This is a genomic window from Pseudomonas sp. PGPPP1 (assembly GCF_002255865.1).
GTDB classification, from domain to species: domain Bacteria; phylum Pseudomonadota; class Gammaproteobacteria; order Pseudomonadales; family Pseudomonadaceae; genus Aquipseudomonas; species Aquipseudomonas cremoris.
In genome coordinates, this window is sequence record NZ_NKIG01000006.1 from 88,528 (window position 1) to 113,841 (window position 25,314).

Sequence of the window (25,314 nt, forward strand, 5' to 3'; positions counted from 1 at the left end):
AAACCCTCATGCGCCCTGTTCAAAACCTGATTCGCCGCGTCGCCATCGCCTCAGCCATTCTGATGCTGGGCATCGCCACCGGCTGCTCCAAACCTGCCGACAAACCCAAGGACGCCACCGGTGCGCCGACCAGCCAACGCCAGGCATCGAAACTGGGCGACCTGTCCGAGTTCCGCAACATCGCGGTGGACGTCTCGGCGCTGGTTGCCAAGAACGACCTGACAGGCGCCAAAGCCCGCATCAAAGACCTGGAAAGCAGCTGGGACGCCGCCGAAGCCGGCATCAAGCCCCGCGCCGCCAGCGACTGGCATGTGCTGGACAAAGCCATCGACCGCGCGCTTTCGGCATTGCGTGACGGCAACCCGAACCAGGCCGACTGCAAGGCCTCGATGGACGACCTGCTCAAGGCCTTCGACACGATGAAAGGCTGACGCTTGTCGGCACAGGTGCTTCACTACACACGCGGCGATCACCTCGCCGCGTGTGCTTTTTTCTGCGGAGAGTGCCATGCGGATACTGCTGGTCGAAGACGACCCGATGATTGGCGATGCCATACAACGCGCCCTCAGCGATGCGAGCTACGCCGCCGACTGGGTCAAGAACGGCCTCACGGGCCTGGCCGCCCTCGACACCCACCCCTACGACCTGGTGCTGCTGGACCTGGGCCTGCCCGGCAAGGACGGCCTCGATGTGCTGGACACGATCCGTGCGCGCAACAACCCGGTGCCCTTGCTGATCATCACCGCCCGCGACAACCTGGACGACCGCCTGCGCGGCCTCGACGGTGGCGCCGATGACTATTTGCTCAAGCCGTTCGACATCTCGGAGCTGCTCGCGCGCATCCGCGCCGTGCTGCGGCGCAAAGGCGGCAGCGCGTTGTCGGTGCTGGGCAACGGCGTGGTGTCGCTGGACCTGCTGTCCAAAGAGGCCAGTACCGAGGAACAAAGCAGCGTGGCGCTGTCGGGCCGAGAGTTTGCGCTGCTGCAGGCGTTGTTGATTCGCCCGGGGGCGATCCTGTCACGCAGCGAATTGGAAGACCGTTTGTATGGCTGGGGCAACGAAGTCGAGAGCAACGCCATCGAGTTCCTGATCCATGCGTTGCGGCGCAAGTTGGGCAGTCACGTGATCAAGAATGTCAGGGGCATGGGATGGATGGTTTCAAAAAGCGTTTGAATGAATCGGTGCAACTGCGGCTGTCGGTGACGCTGTCCCTGGCAATTCTGTTGGTGGCGCTGCTGGCCAGCGTATTCGCCTTTGTCTCGGCGTTTGAAGAGGCCCACGAACAACAGGACGAAACCTTGCGCCAGGTGGCGATGCTGTTTGACCGCCAGCAGATGACCTTGCAATACCCCCAAGGCCCGGCCATCGACGGTGATGACGAAGAGTCGCGGGTGATCATCCAATACCTGGGTGACGGCCAGCATTCGCCGGGCACCACCGATGAGGCATTGCCCCTGCCCTTTCCGACGACGCTCGCCGATGGCCTGTCCACCGTTGAAGTGGCCGGTGAGGCCTTTCGCGTGCTGGTGCGCAGCACCGCGCAGGGCCAGCGAATTGCCGTGGCGCAGGAGCAGGACGCCCGCGACAAGGACGCCCGCGAAAGTGCCTGGCGCACCTTGTTGCCCTTCCTGATTCTGTTTCCGGTGCTGTTGCTGGTAGTCGGTGACCTGGTGCGCAAGCTGTTTCGCCCGATCGGCGTGCTGGCGGCAGAGATCGATCAGCGGGCCGAGCAGGAACTGCATCCAATCCAGGAGCAGCACCTGCCCACCGAAGTGCGCCCCTTTGTGGTCGCCATCAACCGCCTGCTGGCGCGGGTGGCCCAGTCCATGGAAAGCCAGCGGCGCTTCGTCGCCGATGCCGCCCATGAGTTGCGCTCGCCAATGACCGCCTTGTCCTTGCAGGCCGAGCGGCTGGCGGCCACCGATATGTCGCCTGCGACCCGCGAGCGGTTTGACCCGTTGTCACGGGGCATTGAGCGCGGCCGTAAACTGATTGATCAGCTATTGAGCCTGGCGGCGGCGCAATCGATATCGGAGCGTGCGCAAACGCGGCTTTCGGTGCATGAACTGTATCGACAGGTATTGGAAGACCTGCTGCCCCTGGCCGAACGCAAGCAGATCGACATCGGCGTCGACAGTCCCCAGGACGCGCACGTGGTCTTTAACGAGTTGGACCTGTTTACCTTGGTGAAGAACCTGGTAGACAACGCCATCCGCTATACCCCGGCGGGCGGACGCATCGACTTGTCGGTCCAAGCAACGCCCGGCGCTGTACACCTGCAAATCAAGGACTCAGGCCCAGGCATTTCCGTGGAAGAACAGGCCCGCGTGTTCGACCCGTTCTATCGCAGCCTGGGCACCGACGAAGCCGGTTCCGGGCTGGGGCTGTCGATCGTCAAGGCGATCTGCGAGCGCACCGGGGCGCGGGTTGAACTGTCATTCAGCGACCCGGCGGCACAGCGTGGGTTGTGTGTTTCGGTGTGGATTGCCCGCACCAAAAATCAAGCGTAAACCGGACCAAATGTGGGAGCGGGCTTGCTCGCGAAGGCGGTGTATCAGTCACCGGATGAGTTGGCTGAACCACCGCTTTCGCGAGCAAGCCCGCTCCCACATTTGAACCTATTCCAATCTAGAATCCGGGTTACAGGTCGTACCGCACCGCCATGCCGAACGTACGCGGTGCACCGGCATCAATGATTTCATCGTCTCGGTTGTTGGTGACGTATTGCTTGTCGAACGCGTTTTTCACAAAGCCCGACACTGCAACGTTTTTGGTGACCTTGTACTCGCTGCTGAAGTTAGCCAGCACGTAGTTGTCGCTGCGCCGCTCGCCGGTCACCTTGCCGGCTGTGTTGAACTCATACGCCGACGGCGCTGCACTCTGGTACGTGACGTCGGTGTTCAAGGTCAGGCGCTCGTTGACACGATAGACAGCCCCCACCGATGCCTTGTACTTGGGCGCATACAGGAACGCCTCGCCGCTGCGGTCCTGGCCTCTGTCGGTAATGAAGTCCTTGTACTGGCTATCGGTGATCGCACCACCGGCGGTCAGGGTCAGTTGCTCGCTGAGGTCTTTCTCGACGAACACTTCCAGGCCTTTGATATCACTGCGACCGGCGTTGTATACGTTGATCACATTGCTGTTGGCCTGGCGCACGCTCACCTGCTGGTCTTTCCAGTCGGTGTAGTACAGGTTGGCGCGGGTGCGCAGGGTGTTGTCGAAGAACGAACCGCGATACGACAGCTCGTAGTTGGTGGTGTATTCCGGGTCGTAGGCCTCGTGGCCGCTGCCGGAGCGCACGTTCACACCGCCGCCGCGATAGCCCTTCTGCACCATGAAGCCCAAGTATTGCCCGGCGGCAAGTTCGTAGTTGATGCCCACTTTGGGTAACAGGGCGGCGAACGACTTGCTGACGTTGGCGGGTCGGGACAGCTGGTCCTGCTTGATGTCGGTGTCGTTGGTCTCGTGGTCGTAACGCAGGCCCGTGATCAAGGTCCAGCGCGGGGCGAAGGTCCAGTCCACCTCACCAAACAGCGCCTTGTTTTCAATGAGCGTGTCGCCTTTGACCGTCCTGGCGAGCACGCCATCGAACAGCAACTGATCATGGAAATTGTTGGTGTTGTGGCCGTAGTAGGCACCGACAAAACTCTTCACGGTGTCCGAGCTGTAGTTAAGGCGCAGCTCCTGGCTGAACAGGTTGCCATCCTGGCGGCGGCGGATCACTTCGTTGTCGACGGCGGTCTGGTCGAAGTCCAGGCGGTTATTGTAGTCCGAGGCGGTGTTGGCGGTCAGGCTGGTCAGCGACCATTGGTCGTCGAGGCGGTAGTCGATTTTAGCGCTGACGGTGTCCTGGATCAGGTTGTCGTAGGCCTGTGTGTCGGACGAAATCTTGTAGTAACGCACCTTGTCCTTCGTACGCATCACCGAGTTGTCGCCCTGGCGGTGCTCGTTGTGGGCGTAGGTGAGCAACACGTCAAGGTCATCGGTGGGCACGATCAGCAGCTTGCCGCGGGCATTGCTGGTGCGATGGGGGTTAGCGTCCTTGCCCAGGGCGATGTTGTCGATGTAGCCGTCACCGTCCTGATAGTCCAGGGCGATGCGCCCGGCAATCTTGTCATCGACGATGGAACCACCACCGGCCACGGCCGCGCCCTTCTCACCGTAGTTACCCACGTTGGTTTGCGCCGAGAACGTCGGTTGGAAGGTCGGGTTACGGGTCTGGATCACCACCGCGCCCGCCAGGGAGTTGCGACCCTGGGTGGTGGATTGCGGGCCGAGGAACACTTCGACCTGCTCCACATCCCACAACGTGGTTGGCGTGAGGGTCAGGGTGCGGTTGGGTTGAACCGCGCCGTCGACATACACCGACACCGCGCCATTGAGGGTGGCAGGGCCCTGATCGTCAAAACCGGACACCGGTACACCACGAATGCCCCAGTTTTCATTGCCGGCCTGGCTGTACACGCCCGGCGTACGCGCAAAGACATCCACCAGGCTGTGATCGGCCTTATCTCGCAACTGCTGTTCGGTGACCACCACCACGCTGGACTGGGTTTGCTCCAGGGTGCGGTCGATTTTTTCACCGCTGACCGTGATCGGCGCGATTTCCAAAGTTTGCGATTCGGCCGCCCAGGCTCCGCCAGACATATACGCCACCGACCCGACCGCCAACGCAATTGTATGCTTCTTGAAATTCACGCCCTGCTCCCCTGCCCCGGATAATTATTGTTTTTGCGGCGGACCAATACGGCCAAACGCCAGCGGGGCGGAGTCTAAGGCAAAACAAATACGAATTAAACACTATTGATAAATAATCTCATTCACGACAAATACGCATTCACGTAACCATTTGAATACATTTCAGTAGGGCCATAAGCCTTGCAATCGCGACGCCAAAAAAATCCTGAACAGCCATTGTTAACATCTTAATTACAAGGTTAACATGTTAATCAATCCAGCCAGATTCAGGAGTCAGACATGCGCCGCGCCGCCAGCGAAATCGCCACGGGTACCTTGTTCGGCATCGCCTTGAACTACCAGGGCCTGCTGCACAGCCGACTGGACGAATTCAACCAGCCGCCTTACCAGAAGCCGCCGCAAAAACCGGTGCTGTTCATCAAGACGCCGAACACCCGCTCCGTCGACGGCCAAGCCGTGATCGCCCCCACTGGCGAGCGCCTGCAGCCTGGCCCGGCGCTGGGGGTAGTGATCGGCAAGACCGCCAGCCGCGTGGCCGAACAGGACGCCCTCGCACATGTCGCCGGTTACGTGATCGTCAACGAGTTCAGCCTGCCGGAAGACAGCTACTACCGCCCCGCCGTCAAAGCCAAATGCCGCGATGGTTTTTGTGCGCTCAGCGGCGAAGTGATCCCCACCAGCGAAGTGCCGGATGCCCATGGGCTGGTGCTCACGCTGCGGGTCAACGGCGAAGTACGCCAGGAAAACACCACGGCCAATTTCGTGCGCAGCATTCCTCGGTTGATCGCCGAACTCAGTGAATTCATGACCCTGCACGCAGGCGATGTGCTGATCACCGGCACGCCTGAAGGCCGCGTCGACGTCGTGCCCGGCGATGAAGTCGTCGTCGAGATCAGCGGCCTGGGTCGCCTGACCAACCCTATTGTGGCCGAGTGAGGAAACACCGATGAAGCACGCACGCATTCGCTATCAGAACCAAATCCATGCGGTCACGGTAGAGGCCGACAACGCCGCCCGCCTCGCCGATGGCCGCCTGCTTGCCGAGCAGCAAGTTGAATGGCTGCCGCCCGCCGAGGGCAGCATGTTCGCCCTGGGGCTGAACTACGCCGACCACGCCGCTGAATTGGCCTTCAATGCGCCGACCGAGCCGCTGGCCTTTATCAAATCCCCCGGCACCTACACCGGACACAACCAAACCACTTGGCGCCCCGACAACGTCAAGTACATGCACTACGAGTGCGAGTTGGTGGCGGTGATCGGCAAGCCGGCGCGCAACGTCAAGCGTGAAGACGCGCTGAGCTATTTGGCCGGCTACACGGTGTGCAACGACTACGCCATCCGCGACTACCTGGAAAACTACTACCGCCCCAACCTGCGGGTAAAAAACCGCGACTGCACCACCCCGGTCGGCCCGTGGATCGTCGACGCCGCCGATGTGCCAGACCCGTCAGCCCTCAAGTTGCGCACCTGGATCAATGGCGAGTTGAAACAAGAAGGCAGCACCGCCGACATGATCTTCGACATCCCTTACCTGATCGAATATTTCTCCAGTTTCATGACCCTGCAACCCGGCGACATGATCGCCACCGGCACGCCCGAAGGCCTGGCCGACGTAGTGCCGGGCGATGAGGTGGTGGTGGAGGTCGAAGGCGTTGGCCGGCTGGTCAACCGCATTGTCAGCGAATCCGAATTCTTTGCCGCTCGCGGCTGAAAACAACAGAGAGAACAGCATGATCAAGCACTGGATCAACGGCCGCGAAGTCGACAGCCCCGACACCTTCACCAACTACAACCCGGCCACCGGCGAAGCCATTGGTGAAGTCGCCAGCGGTGGTGCCGATGAGGTCAACCTGGCCGTGGCTGCCGCCAAGGAAGCCTTCCCCAAGTGGGCCAACACCCCGGCCAAGGAACGCGCCCGGTTGATGCGCAAGCTCGGTGAGTTGATCGAGCAGAACGTGCCCAACCTCGCCGAACTGGAAACCCTGGACACCGGCCTGCCGATCCATCAGACCAAGAACGTGCTGATCCCCCGCGCGTCCCACAACTTCGACTTCTTCGCCGAAGTCTGCACCCGTATGGACGGCCACAGCTACCCGGTGGACGACCAGATGCTCAACTACACCCTGCGCCAGCCGGTGGGCGTGTGTGCGCTGGTGTCGCCGTGGAACGTGCCGTTCATGACCGCCACCTGGAAAACCGCGCCGGCCCTGGCGTTGGGTAATACGGCAGTGCTGAAGATGAGCGAACTGTCGCCGCTGACCGCCAATGAACTGGGGCGCCTGGCACTCGAAGCCGGTATCCCGCCCGGCGTGCTCAACGTGGTGCAAGGCTACGGCGCCACGGCCGGCGATGCGCTGGTGCGCCACCCGGATGTGCGCGCCATCTCCTTCACCGGCGGCACCGCCACCGGGCGGCGGATCATGCAGACAGCCGGCCTGAAAAAGTACTCGATGGAACTGGGCGGCAAGAGCCCGGTGCTGATCTTTGACGACGCCGATCTCGATCGCGCGCTCGATGCGGCGCTGTTCACCATCTTCTCGCTGAACGGCGAACGCTGCACCGCCGGCAGCCGCATCTTTATCCAGGAAACCGTGTACGACCAGTTCGTCGCCGAATTCGCAGCCCGCGCCAAGCGCTTGATCGTCGGCGACCCGCAAGACCCGAAAACCCAGGTCGGCTCGATGATCACCCAGGCCCACTACGACAAGGTCACCGGCTACATCAAGATCGGCATCGAGGAAGGCGCCAACCTGCTGGCCGGTGGCCTGGAGCGCCCGGCCAACCTGCCGGCGCACCTGTCCAAGGGTCAGTTCATCCAGCCCACCGTGTTTGCCGATGTGGACAACCGCATGCGCATTGCCCAGGAGGAAATCTTCGGCCCGGTGGTGTGCCTGATCAAGTTCAAGGACGAAGCCGAAGCCCTGCGCCTGGCCAACGACACCGAGTACGGCCTGGCCTCCTACATCTGGACCCAGGACATCGGCAAGGCGCATCGCCTGGCCTACGGCATCGAGGCCGGCATGGTGTTCATCAACAGCCAGAACGTACGCGACCTGCGCCAGCCGTTCGGCGGTGTGAAGGGCTCGGGTACTGGCCGTGAAGGCGGCGAGTACAGCTTCGAAGTGTTCACTGAAGCGAAGAACATCTGCATCTCCATGGGCAGCCACCACATTCCACGCTGGGGTGTGTAACGATCGACTCGCAATCGTGACCCTGCCGGGTTTATAAAACCGCATGGGTCACCGGCTACCTTCGCGCAGACCATCACAAGAATACGGGCCCCCGAGGGCCCCGCCAGGAGAACCGTCATGGGCAAGCTTGCTCTCGCTGCCAAGATCACCCACGTTCCCTCGATGTACCTGTCGGAACTGCCCGGCCCACGCCAAGGGTTTCGCAAGGCCGCCATCGACGGCCACCTCGAAATCAGCCGGCGCTGCCGCGAACTGGGGGTGGATACCCTTGTGGTGTTCGACACCCACTGGCTGGTCAACGCCAACTACCACATCAATTGCGGGCCACATTTCAAAGGCCTGTACACCAGCAACGAACTGCCGCATTTCATCAGCAACATGGAATACGAGTTCCCGGGCAACCCGGCGCTGGGCAAGATCCTCGCCGATGAATGCAACCGCCTGGGCGTGGAAACCATGGCCCACCACGCCACCACCCTCGCACCGGAATACGGCACCCTGGTGCCGATGCGCTACATGAATGCCGACCAGCATTTCAAGGTGATCTCGGTGTCGTCGCTGTGCACTTCGCACTACCTCAACGACAGTGCGCGCCTGGGCTGGGCCATGCGCAAGGCGGTGGAAGACCACTACGACGGCACCGTGGCATTCCTCGCCAGTGGCTCGCTGTCGCACCGCTTTGCGCAGAACGGCCAGGCACCGGAGTTCGCCACTAAAATCTGGAGCCCGTTCCTCGAAACCCTCGACGAGCGCGTGGTGCAGATGTGGCAGAACGCAGAGTGGCCAGAATTCTGCGGCATGCTGCCGGAGTACGCAGCCAAGGGGCATGGCGAGGGCTTCATGCACGACACCGCGATGCTGCTGGGGGCCATGGGCTGGTCGAACTACGACGCCGAGGTCGAGGTGCTCACGCCCTACTTCGCCGCCTCCGGCACCGGCCAGATCAACGCGGTGTTCCCGGTGACGCCACAGGACGGTTCGGCGACGCCGCCGGCCAGTGCGTCCAACCCTTCCGCCGTGGCTTCCACCAGCCGCCTTTGACCAGGAGCTTCACATGCCCCATCTCGTGCTGCTCTACACCGCCGACCTGGAACCCAGCGCCGATATCCCAGGCCTGTGCCGTGCACTCGCCGACACCATGCTTGAACAACAGGACGAAAGCGGCAAAGCCGTGTTCCCCAAAGGCGGCACCCGCGTGCTGGCCTACCCCGCCGCCCACAGCGCCGTGGCGGATGGCCAGGGCGATTACGGCTTTTTGTACGCCAACCTGCGCATGGGCGCAGGCCGCAGCGCCACGGTGCACAAGCAAGTCGGCGACCAGTTGCTGGCGGTGTTGAACGCGCGCTTGGGCCACCTCCTGCTGGAGCGACCGATCGGCATCACCCTGCAGATCGACGAAAGCCCAGGCCAGGTCTACGACGGCAAACACAGCAGCCTGCACCCGCTGTTCAACCGCTAAGTTCTTCTTTGCAGAGAAACCCGCCATGCTCGATTCAACGTTGATCCAACAGGCGGCCGATCGCCTGAACACCGCCGAACGCACCCGCCAGCAGGTGCCACAGTTGTCCCTGGCCTACCCCGACATCACGATCGAAGACGCCTACGCCATCCAGCGCGCGTGGGTGGCACAGAAAATCAAGGATGGGCGCAAGCTGGTCGGCCACAAGATCGGCCTGACCTCGCGCGCCATGCAAGTGTCATCGAACATCACCGAACCTGACTTTGGTGCCTTGCTCGACGATATGTTCTTCGACGAAGGCACCGACATTCCTTTCGAGCGCTTTATCGTGCCACGGGTCGAAGTGGAGCTGGCATTCATCCTCGGCAAGCCGCTCAAGGGCCCGAACGTGTCGGTGTTCGATGTGCTGGACGCCACCGAATGGGTGATCCCGGCGCTGGAAATCATCGACGCTCGTATCCAGCAGGTCGACCCGCAAACCGGCGCAACCCGCAAAGTGTTCGACACCATTTCCGATAACGCCGCCAACGCCGGCGTGGTGATGGGCGGCCGTCCCGTGCGCCCCACCGACGTCGACCTGCGGCGCATTCCGGCGGTGCTGTACCGCAACGGCGTGATCGAGGAATCCGGTGTCAGCGCCGCCGTGCTCAACCACCCGGCCAAAGGCGTGGCATGGCTGGCCAACAAGCTGGCGGCCTACGACGTGACCCTGGAAGCGGGCCAGATCATCCTTGGCGGCTCGTTCACCCGGCCGGTGGCGGCCAATCCGGGGGACACCTTCCATGTCGACTACGACCAACTGGGCAGCATCGCCTGCCGCTTCGTCTGAGGGTTGAACCATGCTGAAAAACGCCTTCAAGGCCCGCCTCAAGGCCGGTGAACCGCAAATCGGCCTGTGGCTGGGCCTGGCCGATGCGTACTGCGCGGAGCTGGCGGCCAACGCCGGCTTCGACTGGTTGCTGATCGACGGCGAGCACGCCCCCAACGACCTGCGCAGCCTGCTCGGCCAGTTGCAGGCGATTGCACCCTACCCGTCGCAGCCGATCATCCGCCCGGTGGTGGGCGACACGGCGCTGATCAAGCAAGTGCTGGATATTGGTGTGCAAACCCTGCTGGTGCCCATGGTTGAAAGCGCCGACCAGGCCCGCGAACTGGTGCGCGCCATCACCTACCCGCCCCACGGTGTACGCGGCGTCGGCAGTGCCCTGGCGCGGGCATCACGCTGGAACAGCGTGCCTGACTATTTGGATAAGGCCGATGAAGAAATGTGCCTGCTGGTGCAGATCGAAAACACCGTGGGCCTTGCGAACCTGGATGAGATTGCTTCAGTGGACGGTGTGGATGGTGTGTTCATCGGGCCTGCGGACCTGTCGGCCGCCATGGGCCATCGCGGCAACCCTGGCCATCCGGACGTGCAAGCAGCTATCGAGGATGCGATTGCACGCGTACGTAAAGCGGGCAAGGCCGTGGGTATCTTGAGTGCTGATGAGACGTTGGCGCGCCGCTACCTGGAATTGGGCGCTACGTTTGTGGCCGTCGGCGTGGACACCACCGTGTTGATGCGCGGCCTGCAAACCCTGGCGGGTCGCTTCAAAAATATCGAACCCCCTGCACCCGCAGCAGGTGGGGTGTACTGATCCCCAAACACACCGCTCCCACAGGGATCAACGGTGTACCCAGTTCCCGAGCCTGGCACAAATCCAAATGTGGGAGCTGGCTTGCTCGCGAAGGCGGCGTGTCAGCCAATGAATCAGTTAACTGACACACCGCTTTCGCGGGCAAGCCCGCTCCCACAGGGGATCAGCGGTGTACCCAGTTCCCGAGCCTGGCACCAATCCAAATGTGGGAGCTGGCTTGCAAGCGAAGGCGGCGGGTCAGCCAATGAATCAGTTAACTGACACACCGCTTTCGCGGGCAAGCCCGCTCCCACAGGGGAGCGGTGTACCCAGTTCCCGAGCTTGGCACAAATCCAACTGTGGGAGCTGGCTTGCCTGCGAAAGCGGTCGGTCAGCCAGCACTTGTATTAACTGACACGCTGCCTTCGCGAGCAAGCCCGCTCACTACAAGATCACCTTGAGCAAGACTTGCTTGAAGTGCTCCAGCACCTGCGGCTCAAACTCGCCAAACACCCGCTCCTGCTGCTGCCGGGCAATCTCCCACAACCCCTCGGTCTGCTCGATGCCCTGCCCTGTCAGGTGCACACGGCCTCCCGCCTCGCTGACCAAGCCTCTGCGGGTCAGGTTGACGATGGCCTCGTCCACCTCACGCTGGGGCATCGCCACTTCCCGCAGCAGTTCACTCGGGCTCAGGCCGGCGTCCCGTTCCAGCACCATCAGCAGGCGAGCCTCGCTGGTGCGCAGGCCGGTCGCCAGTTGCCGGGGTTGGTAATCACACTGGTAGCTGCGCACCGCCTGGGTCATCAGGTAGTACAGGTTGCCGCGCAAACGCCCTTGGAAGTCGCTGACGGGCTTATCAACGGCCTCGCCCTGGGCCAGTTGCGGATGCGGCAACACCATCGAATAAGCGCCCTGGTGATATAGCAACGGCGCGCGGCCAAAATCGTCAAAGCGCACCACCTTGCCGATCATGATCCAGTGATCGCCACCGTCCACCTGTTGGTACTTCTCGCAATGAAAATGCGCCGCACAATCGGCAAATACCGGGGCACCCCCTTCACCGCGCTCATGGGCGATACCGGCAAAGCGGTCTTCCCGGGGCCGGGCGAAATTATTGGACAGCTCGATCTGGTTCGCCGCCAGGATGTTCACCGCAAAATGGCTGGCCTGCTCAAACACCCCATGGCTGGTGGAACGCTTGTCGATGCTCCACAACACCAGCGGCGGGTCCAGCGATACCGAGTTGAAACTGTTGGCGGTTACACCCACCTGTTGACCGCCCTCAGTGGCGGCGGTGACCACGGTGACACCTGTGGCGAAGTTGCCCAGCGCACGGCGAAAGGCGCGCGAATCAAATGGCGTAGACATGCAAGACTCCTGGCGCCGCACACGCGGCACCCGTGATTATTATTGTTGAGAAACCCCTCAGACCATCGTCGGATCAGGCTCAAGCCCCATCAGCTCGCGGCCCAGGATCTGCGCGCAAACGTCGTAGTCGGTGTAGGCATGCGCACCGGTCATATGCGCGTCGCGCCACAGCCGTTGCAGCTCGTTGTTCTCCATCCACGCGCCGCCACCGGCCGCTTCGAACAAACGGTCCACGGCCTGGATGCACATCTTCACCGCGTACGCCTGGTTGGTGCGCCAGAACGCCAGGGTTTCCTTGGACGGGTACACATGGCGTTCGCCGTGTTCGGCGTGTTCCTGCCAAGTCTTTTCGAGAAACGCGCGAGCCGCCGCCACTTGGTGCGTGGACTCGGCCAGGCGCATCAGCGCCGGAGTTGCCGCGCCGACCTGGGCACCGGTGTAGGCGCGCACGCGGTTGCGGGTCTTGTCGCGGAACGCTTCCAGCATCCGCTCGGCCACGCCGAGGCTGACGGTGGAGAAACCGCTGGCGAAATACGGGCGATACGGCGTGTAGTAGATCTTGCTGTCGGGGTACAGGCCAAACCCGGCGGATTTACCTTCCATCATGTCCTTGGCCTTTTGGATGCGATGGTTGGGCACAAACACGTTGTCCACGCTCAGCGTCTTGGTGCCGCTGCCACGCATGCCCAGTGCAAACCAGTCATCCAGGATCTGGTAATCACTGCGTGGCAACACCGCGAAGCAGTAGTCCTGGCCTCCCTCGGCGTTGTGCCGACGGCAACCCATGATCGCCCATTCAGCGTGGTCGCTGCCGCTGCTCCAGCCCATCTGGCCGCTGAACAACACGCCACCCTCGACCTCTTCGACCTTGCCGAACGGCGCGATGCTGCTGCTGGCAGTGGCGTCGGGGTTTTCCAGCCATAACTCGTCCTGCATTTGCTTGGAAAACATCGCCAACTGGTGGCTGTGGGTGCACAGCAAACTCATCGCCCAAGCGGTGCTGGCACAGGCTCCGGCCAGCAAGGCGATGCAGTCACAGAACGCCGGCAGCGACATCTCCAGCCCACCATACGCACGGGGTTGGAAGGCCCGGTGCAAGCCGATGCTTTTGAGCAAGGCGATGTTTTGTTCTGGCACTTTCCGATCTTTCTCGGCCTGCGCTGCATTGGCCGCGATAGTCGGCAGCAGGGCCTTGAGGTCTTCAAGCAAGGGGTTGGGCTGTTGCATGGGACACCTGTTGTTATTGGAGTTGGTGTCCAGTATTGCCAGCGCAGGTCAGGGGCGGAATGGATGTTCCATGGGGACGCTTGTACTTTCCATAGGGCTACTTGAACCCGCCTTGGGTCGCACGGTATTCACCCGGTGCCATGTGCGCGTAACGCTGGAAAAAACGACTGAAATACGCCGGGTCCTTGAAGCCCAGGCGGTAGCAGATTTCATTCGACGAATGCCCGGTGAACAACAGCAGCCGCTTGGCTTCCTGCATCAAGCGCTCCAGCACCAGGCGCTTGGACGACAACGCCGCGACGCGTCGGCAAATATCATTCAACCGCGCTTCGCTGACCCCCAGGCTACTGGCGTATACCGCCAGCGGCAGGTGTTCCAGGTAGCGCTCTTCAATCAGCGCATTGAAGCGATAAAACACCTGCAGGTCCTCATGCCGCGCCGGACGCGCCGCCAGCGACTGCCCAGCCAAGCGGAACAGGCCCGTCATGATCAGCCGCGTCAGCGCCTCTAGCGCCGGCCCACGGCCTACGGCACGACCATCGAACTCACGGCGCAACTCATCCAGCAGAACGCTCAGGCGCTCGGCTTCGGGCTTGAACGCGGCGTCGAGTTTGTCCAGCGCCACGCACACCGGCGCCATGCTCGGTGCAGGCGCGAGGCTCGGATCCTGTTCCAACAGGCTCCATACCAGCTGCTGCTTGACCGTCAGCACATGGCCTTCGCTGTCGGGCTCGGTAGCGAATGAATGGGGGATGGTGGGTGGCGTGAGGAAAAACATCGGCCCGCGTTCGACGTATTGCTGGTCATCCAGGTACACCCGCACCGCACCGTTTTTCACGTAGTGCATCTGGAAGAACCGGTCGTGCCGATGCACCGGCATATTGCGCCCGAAGAACCCCGCGAGGTTGCTGAGGCGGTCGTAGTGGATGTCGGCGTCGCTGTAACGCTGGTCATAGACTTGGCCGATATTGATGTTGGGAATCGGCGAACGCTCGGTGGTCATGGAAACTCTGCTCTTCTTGTTGTAGGCGCTGCACGGCCGCAAGGATGCACCCGCTCAAGGTATCAGCGCACCACAACAAAGCAACAGCCTCTCTTCGGTGCATGTTCAGTGCCCTATCGCCCGTCCTGAATCCTCCTTCCCCCGTGAATCAAAGGCTCCGGAGGATTGGCACACTTCATGCCTCTGTATATTCATTCAAGTTACTTGAATGAAATTACCGACCTTTCAAGGGGAATGACGATGATGCGATTCACGTTAAAAGCACTGTCCTTGTCGCTGGCTGCGCTGTGCAGTGTGTCCGTGGCCCACGCCGACGATCTGTTACAGCGGATCAAGCAGAAAAACGAGATTGTGGTGGCGACGGAAGCGCGTTTCGCGCCATTCGAATCCGTTGAGAACGGCAAGATCGTCGGCTACGGCGCCGACCTGATGCACTACGTGCTCGACGCCGACCTGCCGGGGGTCAAGGTGCGCCAGCTGGACCTGCCCTTCCAGGGCATCCTGCCGGGCCTGGACACCAAGAAGTTCGACTTCGTGGTCACTTCGGTCACCGTCAACAAGGCGCGCTTCGAGCAGTTCGCCTTTACCGTGCCGATTGCCGAATCCACCGTGGCCCTGCTCAAGCGCGCCGACGACGCGGGCATCAAGAGCCTGGCCGACCTCAACGGCCGTGTGATCGGATCACAAGCTGGCTCCGGGCAACTGGCGGTGTTGCAAGCGCTGGATGCCAAGCTCAAGGCCGAAGGCCAGCCGGGCCTCAAGCGCATCAAGGAATACGTCGGCTTTGACGAAGCCTATGCCGATTTGGCCAACGGTCGCCTCGACGGCGTGGCCCAATCGCTGTCCAACCTCGGCCCGCTGATGAAGGCCCGTCCGGGCGTGTTCAGTACCCTGCCTGAGATGGTCGGCCCAGTGACCTACTTCGGTTGGGTCGGCCGCAAAGACGCCGACAGCGCCAGCCTGGTCAAACTGTTCAGCGACGGCATCGCCCGCGCGTCCAAGGACGGCACCCTCAAGACCCTGCAAGACAAATGGTTCGGCTTCACCATGCAACTGCCAACCGACGCCATGCCGGTGCCGAGCATCTGATGAACGATTTCAGCAGCCGTTTCGCCCTGTATTGGCCGGCCTTGCTCGAGGGCGCATGGACCACCCTGTGGCTGTGCAGCATCGGCATGCTGCTGGGTTTTGTGCTGGGGGTGCTCATTCACCTGTTGGCCAACGGCCGCAGCCGGGTGGGCGTGGCGTTTACCCGGGTCTACGTGAGTTTCTTTCGCGGCACGCCAATGCTGGCGCAACTGTTGTTGCTGTTTTACCTGCCGTCGGCCTTGGGCCTGGACATTCCACCCATGGTCGCCGCAGCGGCGGCGCTGGCCTTGAACACGGCGGCGTACCAGTCGCAAATCCTCAGCAGCGGTTTTGCGGCGATCCCCCGTGGGCAACTGGAAGCGGCATCGATCTTTGCCCTGGGCAAGTACAACACCCTGGTGCACATCCAGTTGCCCCAGGTGCTGCGCCTGACCTTGCCGGCGCTGGTCTCCGAGCTGATCGATGTGATCAAGGTGTCGGCGGTGGTCTCGGTGATTTCCATCACCGACCTGATGCGCGTCAGCCAACAGCTGGTGTCGCAAACCTATCGCCCGCTTGAGGTGTACCTGGTGGCAGCGCTGTTCTACCTGGTGCTGACCAGCCTGCTGAGCGTGCTCGGCAGCCTGTTGGAACGCCGCTGGAAGGAGCGCACCTGATGCACGAAGTCTTGAGTTACCTGCCGGATTTTGCCGACGCACTGCTGGTGACCCTGGGCATCAGCCTGGCTGCCGCCGTGATCGGTTTGGCCGCAGGCTTCGGCCTGAACGCCCTGCGCCTACGGGTGCCGGGGTTTGCCCTGGTGTACCGCGTGTATGTGTGGCTGATCCGTGGCACGCCGTTTTTGGCGCAGCTGGCGGTGATCTATTTCGGCCTGCCGGTGATCGGCCTGCGCCTGGAGGCGGTAGAGGCCAGCATCCTTGCACTAGCGCTGTACAGCGCGGCGTATTTCGCCGAGTTGTTCCGCTCGGCATGGGCCAGCGTGCCCCATGGCCAGGTGGAAGCGGCGCGAGTGCATGGTCTGTCGCAACGCCAGGTGTTCTGGCATGTGCAGGCACCCCAGGCGCTGGCCTTCGCCCTGCCCTTGCTGGGCAACCAAGTGATCTTGACCATCAAGGAAAGCGCCGTGACCTCGATCATCACCGTGCCGGAACTGACCCTGACCGCCGGGCGCATCGTGTCCACCACCTTTTCCTATGTCATGCCCTACGCCCTGCTGGTGTTGAGCTACTGGCTGCTGACCACCACGGTCGCGGCGGTAGCCCGCAGCCTGGCGCGGCGCATGACCCGTCATCTACGAGGCTGACCGGATGAGCAACCTACCGCTTCTTGAACTACGCGGCGTCGGCAAGTCCTATGGCGCCAACCGCGTACTGCGCGGCTTTGACCTGCAGGTGCAGGCCGGTGAAATCGTCTCGCTGATCGGGCCGTCAGGCTCCGGCAAGACCACCGCCCTGCGCTGCATGAACTTCCTGGAACGCTACGACGAAGGCGAAGTGTGGATCGACGGCCAACTGCTGGGCTACAGCGGCCCTGGCCGGCAAGTCAGCGATTGCGACAGCGAAGCCAAGGTCGATGAAGTGCGCAACCCGCTGTCGATGGTGTTCCAGCAATTCAACCTGTGGCCGCACATGAGCGTGCGCGAAAACGTCATGGCCCCGCTGGTGCTGGGCAAGCGCATGGCCAAGTCCGAAGCACGCACCTTGGCCGATCACGCACTGGCGCGCGTCGGCCTGGCCGCCAAGGCCGATGCCTACCCGGCGCGGCTGTCGGGCGGCCAGCAGCAACGCGTCGGCATTGCCCGCGCACTGGCGGTGAAGCCTCGGCTGATGCTGCTGGATGAGCCCACCTCGGCCCTCGACCCGGAACTGGTGGAAGAAGTGCTGCAAGTGATCCGCAGCCTCGCCGACGATGGCATGACCATGGTCATGGTCACCCACGAGATGAGCTTCGCCGCGCAGATTTCCGATGTGGTGGTGTTTATGGAAGCCGGGCAGATCATCGAGACCGGGGCGCCCCAAGGCCTGTTCAATGCGCCGAAGACCGAACGCCTGCAACAGTTCCTCAAACCCTGGTTCAACCGCAGCCTGCAGGTGACGTCATGACCGCACTCGCCGTTTCATCCACGCGCCTGCTAGGCCTGCTGGATACCCTGGCCACCTTCGGCCCCGGCACTAATGGCGGCATGAATCGCCAGGCCTTGTCGGAAGAAGATCTCCAAGCCCGTGCCTGGCTGATCGACGAAGCGCGCAAGCTCGGCTGCATCGTGTGGACCGACGCTTGCGCCAACCTGTTTTTGCGCCGTGACGGCCGTGAAGACCTGCCGCCGGTGATGACCGGCAGCCATATCGACACCCAACCCACCGGCGGCACGCTGGATGGTTGTTACGGCGTCATGGCCGGCCTCGAATGTTTGCATGCCATGCACGACGCCAACCTGCGTACGCGCCGCCCTATCGAAGTGGTGGTGTGGACCAACGAAGAAGGCAGCCGTTTCAGCCCGGGTGCCATGGGGTCCAGCGCCTACGTCGAGCCGGCCCGGCTGGCTGCCTATCGCAACAATTTGGACAAGGACGGCGTGTCGGTGGGCCAGGCACTGGACGCCCACGCCCTGCGTTTTGCCGACATCCCGTTGCGCGACAAGATCCAAACCCATGCCTTCGTCGAACTGCATATCGAACAAGGCCCGGTACTGGAACAGTCAAATATTCCCCTGGGCGTGGTCTCGGGCATCCAAGGCGTGCGCTGGTACCAGGTGCGCTGCACAGGCGCCTCGGCCCATGCCGGCACCACGCCGCACCCGATGCGCAACGACGCCATGCTGCTGGCCATGGACGCCGTCAAGCGCATCGACGCACTGGCCGACACACTGGCTGGCGACGACAAGCGCCTGACCTTCGGCCGCTGGAACGTGCACCCCAACGCCATCAATACGATCGCAGGGGAAGTGACCTTCAGCATCGACTTCCGTCACGCCGACCCGACCGTGCTTGCAGCGTTCGACGCGCAGTTAAGCGACTGCCTGCCCGCCAGCGCCGAACACACCTGCCTGTTCAGTCACGCCCCCACGGCGTTCGACCCCAACGTGATCGACGTACTCGAACAGGCCTGCAACGCCACCGGCCTGCCCTGGCAAACCCTGCGTTCCGGCGCGTTCCACGACGCCATGTACCTGGCCGACCATTGCCCCACCGCCATGCTGTTCGTGCCCAGCCGCGACGGCATTAGCCACAACCCGCTGGAATTCACCGAACCCACGCAACTGCTGGCGGGCGCCCAGGCTCTGGCCTGGAGCCTGGTTGCACTTGCCGAACAACCCTGAACCCATAGGAATCTTTATGAGCCACGCGACCCACAGCCACGACTACCCAGCCTGCTGCCAGCCGGACAACGGCGACTCCCTGGGCATCAACGCCACTCTCAAGGAACCGATCTCCCTGGACGGCACCCCCGTGCTCGGCGAAACCTACACCGTACCCGCCCGCTGCGGCCGCGCCGTGCGCCTCAAGGCCGGTGAAGTGATCAAGATCGTCAACACCCACGGCACCCAGGTGTGCGACACCTGGCTGTTCAACAGTGAAGACCTGAGCGAATTCCTCTCCATGGAACACGCCCGCGCCCACTGCAACAGCATCATCCCCAAGGCCGGCGATGAACTGTTCAGCAACCGCCGCCGCAGCATCGGCACCCTGCTCACCGACACCTCGCCGGGCATCCACGACACCCTGATGGCCGCCTGCGACCTGCATCGCTACACCAACCTGGGCGTGGTGGGTTACCACGACAGCTGCGCCGACAACCTGCGCCTGGCCCTGGCCGCCATCGGCCTGCGCTCGCATGAAGTGCCGCAGCCGTTCAACCTGTGGATGAACATTCCGGTCAAGCCGGACTACAGCGTCGAGTGGCTGCCACCGGTGTCCAAGGCCGGTGACTACGTGGAGATCCGCGCCGAGATGGACGTGGTGGTGGTGATGTCGGCCTGCCCGCAGGACATCGTGCCGATCAACGACCTGAACCCGGTAGAAGTGACCTTCTCAGTTCACGCCTGACTAGACTACAGGCATCCGTGACCCTAGGATGCCTGTCGCACCATTGAATGCCCCTTTTCACCCGAGGCCTGCATGTCCACACCCAGCAAACCGCCCGTCGCCAAACCCCTGCATTCCGATGGTTTGCCCAGCCTGAGCGTGCGCCTGCGCCATGCGCGCAAAGTGGCCGGGCTGACCCTCAAGCAAGTGGCAGTGGCCGCCGGTTGCTCCGAAAGCCTGATCTCCAAGCTGGAAAACGACGCCGCCTCGCCGTCCCTGGCCATGCTGCACCGCCTGGCCATCGCGTTGGGCAGCAACGTGTCCGAACTGACGTCTGAGGAGTGGGTATCGGAAGAGCCGGTACTGCGCGCCGGTGCGCGGCAGGTCAACCGCTTCGCCAATGGCGCAAAAAAAGGCTATATCGACTTGGAGCGTATTACCCACCTGCAAAAAGGCGGGCTGTTACAGGGCGATATCCATATCGTGTCGCCCGGCATGGTCAGTGAAATGATCGAGCATGCCGGCGAAGAAATGGGCTACGTGATCGAGGGCAGCCTGGAGCTGACGTTGGGTGAAACCACGTACACGTTGAACGCCGGGGATTCGTTCCACTTTCCGAGCAATGTGCCCCATGGTTATCGCAATGGGACCACCAATGTTGTGCGCATTCTGTGGATCAACACCCCTGCTACCTTCTAACAAACGCGCACCTCAAACGTGCGTCGTTTCTACCCAGGTGACAGTTTTAAGGGCGTCGCTACCGCCGCAAAAACCAGGTTTTCCCTTTAGAAACATAAACATAAGGTTTATGGCCTGAAGCTTGCTTTTGAAACAGCGCCGCGCCTTGCGGTACTCGTTTCCCCCATTCCCTTGCGATGGGCGACCCAGCCTCAACGATGCGGCTGATGTCTCCAAGCGAAACGACTCACACATTCAGCCGACAGCGTCGTCGGTATGTGAAATCAGGCCCTCCTTCCCCCTGCCTGCATTTCTTCCCAGACCTTTCCTCTTCCAGCGCACCGGCCCAAAGGCTGCGGTGGACGTTTGGGCCTGGGTTCCAGGAGTCTTCCGAATGGCTATGAATCGTCGTGCTTTCCTGCGTACGTCCGCTATTTCTGCTGCTGCATTGTCCACCTTGAGCCTGAAGAGCTTTTCGGCGTTTGCGGCCGATGACGCGATCAACATCGCCTCGCTCTACGACAACTCCGGTGGCCTGGACATTTATGGCAAGCCCATCGTCGACGCCCTCACCTTCGCCGTCGAAGAACTCAACGGCGCTGGCGGCCTGCTCGGTCGGCCGCTCAACCTGATCAAATACGACACCCAGTCGAACATGCAGCTCTACGCCCAATACGCCCAGCAGGCGGCCCTCAAGGACCGCGCGGCGGTGGTGCATGCCGGTATTACCTCGGCATCGCGGGAGGTGGTGCGCCCGGTGCTCGACCGCTACAAGACCCTGTATTTCTACAACAACCAGTACGAAGGCGGCGTGTGTGACCGCAACGTGTTCGCCACCGGCGTCACCCCAGGCCAGACCGTGGAGAAGCTGGTGTCCCATGTCACCAAAAAGTGGGGCAAGAAGGTCTACATCGTCGCGGCCGACTACAACTACGGGCAGATCGTCACCGCCTGGGTGAAGAAGTACGTCGAGCAAGCCGGTGGCGAAAGCGTGGGCATCGAGTTCTTCCCGCTGGACGTGACCAACTTCGGCGCCACCATCTCGAAGATCCAGGAGGCCAAGCCGGACTTCGTCTGGTCTGCCTTGGTGGGTGGCGCGCACATGTCGTTCTACCGCCAATGGAAAGCCGCAGGCATGACCGGCAAGTTGCCGATTGCCTCCACTACCTTCGCCGGTGGCAACGAGCACATCGTGCTCTCGCCAGAGGAATGCAACGGCATCCTGATCTGCCAGAACTATGTGCAGGAACTGGCCACGCCGCAGAACCGGGCGTTCGTCGAGCGTTTCCACAAACGCTTTGGCGCCGACTACCCCTACATCACCGAACTGGCCATGGGTGCCTACCAAGGCATGATGCTGTGGGCCGAAGGTGTGCGCCAAGCTGGCACGGTGGAACGCATGGCCGTGACCCAGGCCCTGGAAAAAGGCATCAGCCTGGACCTACCCAGCGGCAAGGTCAGCGTTGACCCGGCCACGCACCACTGCGTGCTCGACGTGCACATCGCCGAGGTGCGCGACCGCCGCCTGGAGGTGGTCGAGAGCTTCGCCCAGCAAGCGCCTTCGGACACCGCCGCCGTGTGCGATCTGGTGAAGAACCCGCGTGACGCCAAACAATACAGCATCGCGCTGTAAGGAGGCCGACATGGATTGGGCTGCCATTTTTTCCCTGCAAATCGTGGGCGCCATCGCCACGCTGGTGCTGTTGAGCATCGGCCTGGCGGTGGTATTCGGGATGATGAAGATCATCAACCTGGCCCACGGTGAATTCATGATGCTCGGTGGTTACGTTGCCGTGCTCGCCACCCACCATCTGCATGTGCCCATCTGGATCTCGATCCTGGTGCTGGCGCCTTTGACCGTGGGGTTGTTCGGCATGCTGGTGGAGCGCCTGCTGGTGCGCCACCTGTACGGCCGCATGATCGACACCATGCTCGCCACCTGGGGCCTGAGCCTGGCCCTGACCGGCGCGGCCACCATGTTGTTTGGCAATACCACGGTGGGCATCAGCTCGCCGTTGCCGGGCATCAGCATCGGCGCTTATCAAACCAGCGGCTACGGCCTGTTTGTGATCGGCGTGGCCGTGGCCGTACTGCTGGGCATGTGGGCGCTGCTGCGCTTTACCCACTTTGGGCTGTGTGCCCGCGCCACCATGCAAAACGCCAAGATGGCGGCGGCGTTGGGGGCCAATCCGGGGCGCATCTACAGCCTCACGTTTGGCCTGGGCGCGGCGCTGGCCGGCCTGGGTGGTGCGGTGTTGGCGCCGCTTACCGGGGTAATTCCGACCCTCGGCACCAGTTATATCGCCAAGGCGTTTATCACCGTGATCGGCGGTGGCAGTGCCGTGATTACCGGCACCCTGACTGCTGCGAGTGGCTTTGGGGTGATCAGCCAGGTGGTGACGTTCTTCAGCACCCCGGTGTTCGGAGAAGTGGCATTGCTGCTGGCGGCCATTGTGTTGATCCGGGTTCTGCCCCAGGGCATTACCGGTCGTTTCTTTCGGAGGGCGTTCTGATGCCTGTTGATACCCGCACCCTGCTACCGGTGCTCGGCTGCGTCCTGGCCGCCGTGCTGGTGGCGGTCCTGCCGCAGTGGCTGGACCTGTTTACCTTATTGTCCCTGACCATCTACCTGGTGATGGCGCTGTTGGCCCTGAGCCTGGCGTTTATCTGGGGGTTCGGCGGCATCCTTTGCTTTGGCCAGGCGGCGTTTTTCGGCCTGGGGGCCTACGCCTATGCCATCGGTGTGCTGAATATCGGCGACAGCACCTGGCCGGTGTTACTGGCCATCGCCGTACCGGCGCTGGTGGCGGCGGCCATGGGTTACTTCATGTTCTACGGCGGCATCAGTGACGTGTACCTGGGGGTGATTACCCTCGCGGTCACCTTGATTTTGTTCAATGTGATGAACTCCACGTCCGGCTCCGAGTACCACATCGGCAGTGCCTTGCTCGGTGGCTTCAACGGCATCCCCGCGATTCCCACGTTGAATGTGCCGTTCAACCCGGACCGTGTGCTGGAGCCGGAAACCCTGTTCCAGGTGATCGGCGGCGCGTTGATCCTCTGCTACCTGGGCCTGCGCGGAATGCTCGCCAGTCGTTTCGGCAAGGTGGTGGTGGCGATTCGTGAAAACGAACAGCGCGCCGGTCTGCTGGGTTATGACACGCGCCTGCACAAGTTGATCGTGTTCAGCCTCGGCGGCGGCATTGCCGGGTTGGCCGGCTGCCTGTTCGCCAACTGGGGTGCTTTTGTCAGCCCTGGCGTGTTTGGCCTGGCGCAGTCGGCGCAGATCATCATCTGGGTGATTGTCGGCGGGCGCGGCACTTTGTTCGGGCCGATCCTGGCGTGCATCGGCATCCAGGCGCTGATGGCGCGGCTGGGAGAACAGCAGCATGTGGACAGCGGCTTTGTACTGGGCCTGATCCTGCTGGTGTTTGTGATGCTGTTGCCACGGGGTTTGCTACCCACCCTAAGCAGCGGTGTAGCTCGAGTGTTCCAACGTCGCCCCCAACCGTTGCCTACCCAGGAGCGTGCGCTATGAGCCTGTTGCAAACCCAAGGCCTGGGCGTGAGCTTCGGCGGCGTGCATGCGGTTAAGGAGGTGGATTTCACCCTGAAAAGTGGCGAACTGCGCTGCCTGATCGGGCCCAATGGCGCCGGTAAAAGCACGTTTTTCAAGATGCTCAGCGGCCAGCTCAAACCCACCCGTGGCGTGTGCCACTTCAAGGGCCAGCGTATTTCCGGGCTGGCGCCGCATAAAGTCGCCCAGCTCGGCATTGGGATCAAGACCCAAGCCCCCAGCGTGTTCGACGGCCTGGATGTGCTGGAGAACCTGCGCCTGGCCGCCAGCCGCAGGCAAACCCCAAGCGAAGCGCGCAACACCGCCGAACAAACCCTGGAACGCATCGGCCTCACCGAGCTGCGCACGCGCCTGGTGGGCGATTTGGCCCACGGCCAACGCCAATGGGTGGAGCTGGGCATGATCCTCGCCTCACGCCCGGAGCTGGTATTGCTGGACGAACCGGCGGCCGGCATGACCTACCAGGAAGTGCGCAAGACCGCCGCGCTGATCAAGGAGATCAACGCCCACAGCACCGTGGTGGTGGTAGAGCACGACATGGAGTTCATCCGCTTGATCGCGGGCACCGTCACCGTGTTCAACCAAGGCGCGATCCTGGCCCAAGGCAGTTTTGCCGAGGTCACTCAAGACCCCGCCGTGCGCGAAGCCTACCTGGGCAAGCAGGAGATCAAACATGCTTGAAGTCATCGGTTTATCCGCCGGTTATGGCCGTATCCCTGTGTTGCGCGACATTCGCTTGAGCTGCGCTGCCAATACCTGCGTGGGCGTGCTGGGACGCAATGGCATGGGCAAGACCACCTTGCTGCGTGCGCTGATGGGGGAAATTCCCGCCATGGCCGGCAGCCTGCATTTCGATGGCGAGGACTTGAGCCGCGCCGCCGCCCACCAGCGCGCCCGCGCCGGTATCGGCTACGTGCCCCAAGGTCGGCAGATTTTCCCGTTCCTGAGCGTGCGTGAAAACCTGCGCATGGGCTGCGTGAAGGACTTTGCCAAGGCCGACGCCACCATCGAACGCATCCTCGCCTACTTCCCGCGCCTGCAACGCCTGCTCGACCAACCCGGTGGCGCGCTGTCCGGTGGTGAACAGCAACTGTTGGCCCTGGCTCGCTGCCTGTGCGGCGAGCCGAACATCATCCTGCTGGACGAGCCCACCGAAGGCATCCAGCCCTCGATCTGCGACGAAATCATCGAAACCCTGCAGCGCCTACGAGTGGAACAAAACCTGGCGGTGATCCTGGTGGAACAGGACATTGAATTCTTGAGTGCCTTGTCCGACCGCATCCTGATCATCGAGAACGGCCAACTGGTGGACGAGGTCGACCCGGCCCACACCAGCGCCGAAGCCATCGCTGAGCGCTTCATGGGCTTTCATGCATAAGGAACC

Annotated in this window: 26 protein-coding genes; 22 read left to right on the forward strand and 4 right to left on the reverse strand. The window is 62.3% G+C overall.

The window, feature by feature from the left end; genetic code table 11:
- Positions 1–8 precede the first annotated feature (8 nt).
- The 3 genes from CFE47_RS10010 (at position 9) to CFE47_RS10020 (ending at position 2,510) form a co-directional block, all read left to right on the forward strand.
- Positions 9–431, forward strand: coding sequence for a hypothetical protein (locus tag CFE47_RS10010; protein ID WP_286836615.1), 423 nt, complete (start codon positions 9–11; stop codon positions 429–431).
- 76 nt (positions 432–507) lie between these two features.
- Positions 508–1,173, forward strand: coding sequence for a response regulator transcription factor (locus CFE47_RS10015; protein ID WP_286836617.1), 666 nt, complete (start codon positions 508–510; stop codon positions 1,171–1,173).
- On the forward strand, positions 1,149–2,510 hold the full coding sequence (locus tag CFE47_RS10020) for an ATP-binding protein (protein ID WP_286836619.1): 1,362 nt from the start codon (positions 1,149–1,151) through the stop codon (positions 2,508–2,510). Before CFE47_RS10015 ends, CFE47_RS10020 begins: the two co-directional genes overlap by 25 nt.
- Before the next feature lie 130 nt (positions 2,511–2,640).
- Here CFE47_RS10020 and CFE47_RS10025 read toward each other — a convergent pair whose 3' ends face one another.
- A complete protein-coding gene (locus tag CFE47_RS10025) occupies positions 2,641–4,698 on the reverse strand; it encodes a TonB-dependent receptor (protein WP_286836621.1) in 2,058 nt (685 codons plus the stop codon).
- A gap of 279 nt (positions 4,699–4,977) precedes the next feature.
- Between CFE47_RS10025 and CFE47_RS10030 the strand changes: the two genes are divergently transcribed.
- The 7 genes from CFE47_RS10030 (at position 4,978) to hpaI (ending at position 10,985) form a co-directional block, all read left to right on the forward strand.
- Complete coding sequence (locus tag CFE47_RS10030) at positions 4,978–5,634, forward strand: fumarylacetoacetate hydrolase family protein (RefSeq protein WP_286836623.1); 657 nt, start codon at positions 4,978–4,980, stop codon at positions 5,632–5,634.
- A gap of 10 nt (positions 5,635–5,644) precedes the next feature.
- Positions 5,645–6,409: a fumarylacetoacetate hydrolase family protein gene (locus tag CFE47_RS10035; RefSeq protein ID WP_286836624.1), complete on the forward strand. Its 765-nt coding sequence runs from the start codon at positions 5,645–5,647 to the stop codon at positions 6,407–6,409.
- A 19-nt stretch (positions 6,410–6,428) separates the two neighbouring features.
- Positions 6,429–7,889 (forward strand): 5-carboxymethyl-2-hydroxymuconate semialdehyde dehydrogenase, encoded by a 1,461-nt coding sequence (hpaE, locus tag CFE47_RS10040; protein ID WP_286836626.1) that lies wholly within the window; start codon positions 6,429–6,431, stop codon positions 7,887–7,889.
- 117 nt (positions 7,890–8,006) lie between these two features.
- Positions 8,007–8,930 carry a 3,4-dihydroxyphenylacetate 2,3-dioxygenase gene (gene hpaD / locus CFE47_RS10045; RefSeq protein ID WP_286836628.1) on the forward strand — a complete coding sequence of 308 codons (924 nt, stop codon included), beginning with the start codon at positions 8,007–8,009 and terminating at the stop codon, positions 8,928–8,930.
- 13 nt (positions 8,931–8,943) lie between these two features.
- The gene (locus CFE47_RS10050) at positions 8,944–9,348 is read left to right on the forward strand and encodes a 5-carboxymethyl-2-hydroxymuconate isomerase (RefSeq protein ID WP_286836630.1); all 405 of its coding nucleotides are present in this window, start codon (positions 8,944–8,946) and stop codon (positions 9,346–9,348) included.
- Between the two features lie 25 nt (positions 9,349–9,373).
- Positions 9,374–10,177 carry a 2-oxo-hept-4-ene-1,7-dioate hydratase gene (gene hpaH, locus CFE47_RS10055; RefSeq protein ID WP_286836632.1) on the forward strand — a complete coding sequence of 268 codons (804 nt, stop codon included), beginning with the start codon at positions 9,374–9,376 and terminating at the stop codon, positions 10,175–10,177.
- A 10-nt stretch (positions 10,178–10,187) separates the two neighbouring features.
- Complete coding sequence (hpaI, locus tag CFE47_RS10060) at positions 10,188–10,985, forward strand: 4-hydroxy-2-oxoheptanedioate aldolase (protein ID WP_286836634.1); 798 nt, start codon at positions 10,188–10,190, stop codon at positions 10,983–10,985.
- A 423-nt stretch (positions 10,986–11,408) separates the two neighbouring features.
- Here hpaI and CFE47_RS10070 read toward each other — a convergent pair whose 3' ends face one another.
- From CFE47_RS10070 to hpaA, 3 genes are all read right to left on the reverse strand, one after another.
- Positions 11,409–12,332, reverse strand: coding sequence for a p-hydroxyphenylacetate 3-hydroxylase reductase component (locus CFE47_RS10070; RefSeq protein WP_286836636.1), 924 nt, complete (start codon positions 12,330–12,332; stop codon positions 11,409–11,411).
- 57 nt (positions 12,333–12,389) lie between these two features.
- A complete protein-coding gene (locus CFE47_RS10075) occupies positions 12,390–13,559 on the reverse strand; it encodes a p-hydroxyphenylacetate 3-hydroxylase oxygenase component (RefSeq protein WP_286836638.1) in 1,170 nt (389 codons plus the stop codon).
- 97 nt (positions 13,560–13,656) lie between these two features.
- Entirely contained in the window at positions 13,657–14,562 is a 906-nt protein-coding gene (gene hpaA, locus CFE47_RS10080) for a 4-hydroxyphenylacetate catabolism regulatory protein HpaA (protein WP_286836640.1), read from the reverse strand.
- A gap of 240 nt (positions 14,563–14,802) precedes the next feature.
- Between hpaA and CFE47_RS10085 the strand changes: the two genes are divergently transcribed.
- From CFE47_RS10085 to CFE47_RS10140, 12 genes are all read left to right on the forward strand, one after another.
- The gene (locus CFE47_RS10085; protein WP_286836642.1) at positions 14,803–15,651 is read left to right on the forward strand and encodes a transporter substrate-binding domain-containing protein; all 849 of its coding nucleotides are present in this window, start codon (positions 14,803–14,805) and stop codon (positions 15,649–15,651) included.
- Positions 15,651–16,307 (forward strand): amino acid ABC transporter permease, encoded by a 657-nt coding sequence (locus CFE47_RS10090; RefSeq protein WP_286836644.1) that lies wholly within the window; start codon positions 15,651–15,653, stop codon positions 16,305–16,307. The genes CFE47_RS10085 and CFE47_RS10090 overlap by 1 nt, the downstream gene beginning before the upstream one ends.
- The gene (locus CFE47_RS10095) at positions 16,307–16,954 is read left to right on the forward strand and encodes an amino acid ABC transporter permease (RefSeq protein ID WP_286836646.1); all 648 of its coding nucleotides are present in this window, start codon (positions 16,307–16,309) and stop codon (positions 16,952–16,954) included. Before CFE47_RS10090 ends, CFE47_RS10095 begins: the two co-directional genes overlap by 1 nt.
- Positions 16,955–16,958: 4 nt before the next feature.
- A complete protein-coding gene (locus CFE47_RS10100) occupies positions 16,959–17,753 on the forward strand; it encodes an amino acid ABC transporter ATP-binding protein (RefSeq protein ID WP_185710171.1) in 795 nt (264 codons plus the stop codon).
- Positions 17,750–18,970, forward strand: coding sequence for a M20 family metallo-hydrolase (locus CFE47_RS10105; RefSeq protein ID WP_286836649.1), 1,221 nt, complete (start codon positions 17,750–17,752; stop codon positions 18,968–18,970). Before CFE47_RS10100 ends, CFE47_RS10105 begins: the two co-directional genes overlap by 4 nt.
- 16 nt (positions 18,971–18,986) lie before the next feature.
- On the forward strand, positions 18,987–19,697 hold the full coding sequence (locus CFE47_RS10110) for a DUF1989 domain-containing protein (RefSeq protein WP_286836651.1): 711 nt from the start codon (positions 18,987–18,989) through the stop codon (positions 19,695–19,697).
- 72 nt (positions 19,698–19,769) lie between these two features.
- Positions 19,770–20,375 carry a cupin domain-containing protein gene (locus CFE47_RS10115; RefSeq protein ID WP_286836653.1) on the forward strand — a complete coding sequence of 202 codons (606 nt, stop codon included), beginning with the start codon at positions 19,770–19,772 and terminating at the stop codon, positions 20,373–20,375.
- Positions 20,376–20,748: 373 nt separating this feature from the next.
- A complete protein-coding gene (locus CFE47_RS10120; RefSeq protein WP_286836655.1) occupies positions 20,749–21,987 on the forward strand; it encodes an urea ABC transporter substrate-binding protein in 1,239 nt (412 codons plus the stop codon).
- A 10-nt stretch (positions 21,988–21,997) separates the two neighbouring features.
- A complete protein-coding gene (locus CFE47_RS10125) occupies positions 21,998–22,867 on the forward strand; it encodes an ABC transporter permease subunit (protein ID WP_286836657.1) in 870 nt (289 codons plus the stop codon).
- A complete protein-coding gene (locus CFE47_RS10130; RefSeq protein WP_286836659.1) occupies positions 22,867–23,892 on the forward strand; it encodes an ABC transporter permease subunit in 1,026 nt (341 codons plus the stop codon). Before CFE47_RS10125 ends, CFE47_RS10130 begins: the two co-directional genes overlap by 1 nt.
- On the forward strand, positions 23,889–24,611 hold the full coding sequence (locus CFE47_RS10135) for an ATP-binding cassette domain-containing protein (RefSeq protein ID WP_286836661.1): 723 nt from the start codon (positions 23,889–23,891) through the stop codon (positions 24,609–24,611). Before CFE47_RS10130 ends, CFE47_RS10135 begins: the two co-directional genes overlap by 4 nt.
- Positions 24,604–25,308, forward strand: coding sequence for an ABC transporter ATP-binding protein (locus CFE47_RS10140; RefSeq protein ID WP_185710163.1), 705 nt, complete (start codon positions 24,604–24,606; stop codon positions 25,306–25,308). The genes CFE47_RS10135 and CFE47_RS10140 overlap by 8 nt, the downstream gene beginning before the upstream one ends.
- Positions 25,309–25,314 lie beyond the last annotated feature (6 nt).

Coding starts and splice junctions, on each gene's coding strand:
- CFE47_RS10130 (WP_286836659.1), top strand. CDS start 22,867: ATGCCTGTTGATACCCGCACCCTGCTACCGGTGCTCGGCTGCGTCCTG.
- CFE47_RS10135 (WP_286836661.1), top strand. CDS start 23,889: ATGAGCCTGTTGCAAACCCAAGGCCTGGGCGTGAGCTTCGGCGGCGTG.
- hpaD (WP_286836628.1), top strand. CDS start 8,007: ATGGGCAAGCTTGCTCTCGCTGCCAAGATCACCCACGTTCCCTCGATG.
- CFE47_RS10140 (WP_185710163.1), top strand. CDS start 24,604: ATGCTTGAAGTCATCGGTTTATCCGCCGGTTATGGCCGTATCCCTGTG.
- hpaA (WP_286836640.1), bottom strand. CDS start 14,562: ATGACCACCGAGCGTTCGCCGATTCCCAACATCAATATCGGCCAAGTC.
- CFE47_RS10120 (WP_286836655.1), top strand. CDS start 20,749: ATGGCTATGAATCGTCGTGCTTTCCTGCGTACGTCCGCTATTTCTGCT.
- CFE47_RS10115 (WP_286836653.1), top strand. CDS start 19,770: ATGTCCACACCCAGCAAACCGCCCGTCGCCAAACCCCTGCATTCCGAT.
- CFE47_RS10020 (WP_286836619.1), top strand. CDS start 1,149: ATGGATGGTTTCAAAAAGCGTTTGAATGAATCGGTGCAACTGCGGCTG.
- CFE47_RS10125 (WP_286836657.1), top strand. CDS start 21,998: ATGGATTGGGCTGCCATTTTTTCCCTGCAAATCGTGGGCGCCATCGCC.
- CFE47_RS10075 (WP_286836638.1), bottom strand. CDS start 13,559: ATGCAACAGCCCAACCCCTTGCTTGAAGACCTCAAGGCCCTGCTGCCG.
- CFE47_RS10030 (WP_286836623.1), top strand. CDS start 4,978: ATGCGCCGCGCCGCCAGCGAAATCGCCACGGGTACCTTGTTCGGCATC.
- hpaH (WP_286836632.1), top strand. CDS start 9,374: ATGCTCGATTCAACGTTGATCCAACAGGCGGCCGATCGCCTGAACACC.
- CFE47_RS10110 (WP_286836651.1), top strand. CDS start 18,987: ATGAGCCACGCGACCCACAGCCACGACTACCCAGCCTGCTGCCAGCCG.
- hpaI (WP_286836634.1), top strand. CDS start 10,188: ATGCTGAAAAACGCCTTCAAGGCCCGCCTCAAGGCCGGTGAACCGCAA.
- CFE47_RS10095 (WP_286836646.1), top strand. CDS start 16,307: ATGCACGAAGTCTTGAGTTACCTGCCGGATTTTGCCGACGCACTGCTG.
- CFE47_RS10105 (WP_286836649.1), top strand. CDS start 17,750: ATGACCGCACTCGCCGTTTCATCCACGCGCCTGCTAGGCCTGCTGGAT.
- CFE47_RS10090 (WP_286836644.1), top strand. CDS start 15,651: ATGAACGATTTCAGCAGCCGTTTCGCCCTGTATTGGCCGGCCTTGCTC.
- CFE47_RS10070 (WP_286836636.1), bottom strand. CDS start 12,332: ATGTCTACGCCATTTGATTCGCGCGCCTTTCGCCGTGCGCTGGGCAAC.
- CFE47_RS10050 (WP_286836630.1), top strand. CDS start 8,944: ATGCCCCATCTCGTGCTGCTCTACACCGCCGACCTGGAACCCAGCGCC.
- CFE47_RS10035 (WP_286836624.1), top strand. CDS start 5,645: ATGAAGCACGCACGCATTCGCTATCAGAACCAAATCCATGCGGTCACG.
- CFE47_RS10100 (WP_185710171.1), top strand. CDS start 16,959: ATGAGCAACCTACCGCTTCTTGAACTACGCGGCGTCGGCAAGTCCTAT.
- CFE47_RS10085 (WP_286836642.1), top strand. CDS start 14,803: ATGATGCGATTCACGTTAAAAGCACTGTCCTTGTCGCTGGCTGCGCTG.
- CFE47_RS10015 (WP_286836617.1), top strand. CDS start 508: ATGCGGATACTGCTGGTCGAAGACGACCCGATGATTGGCGATGCCATA.
- hpaE (WP_286836626.1), top strand. CDS start 6,429: ATGATCAAGCACTGGATCAACGGCCGCGAAGTCGACAGCCCCGACACC.
- CFE47_RS10010 (WP_286836615.1), top strand. CDS start 9: ATGCGCCCTGTTCAAAACCTGATTCGCCGCGTCGCCATCGCCTCAGCC.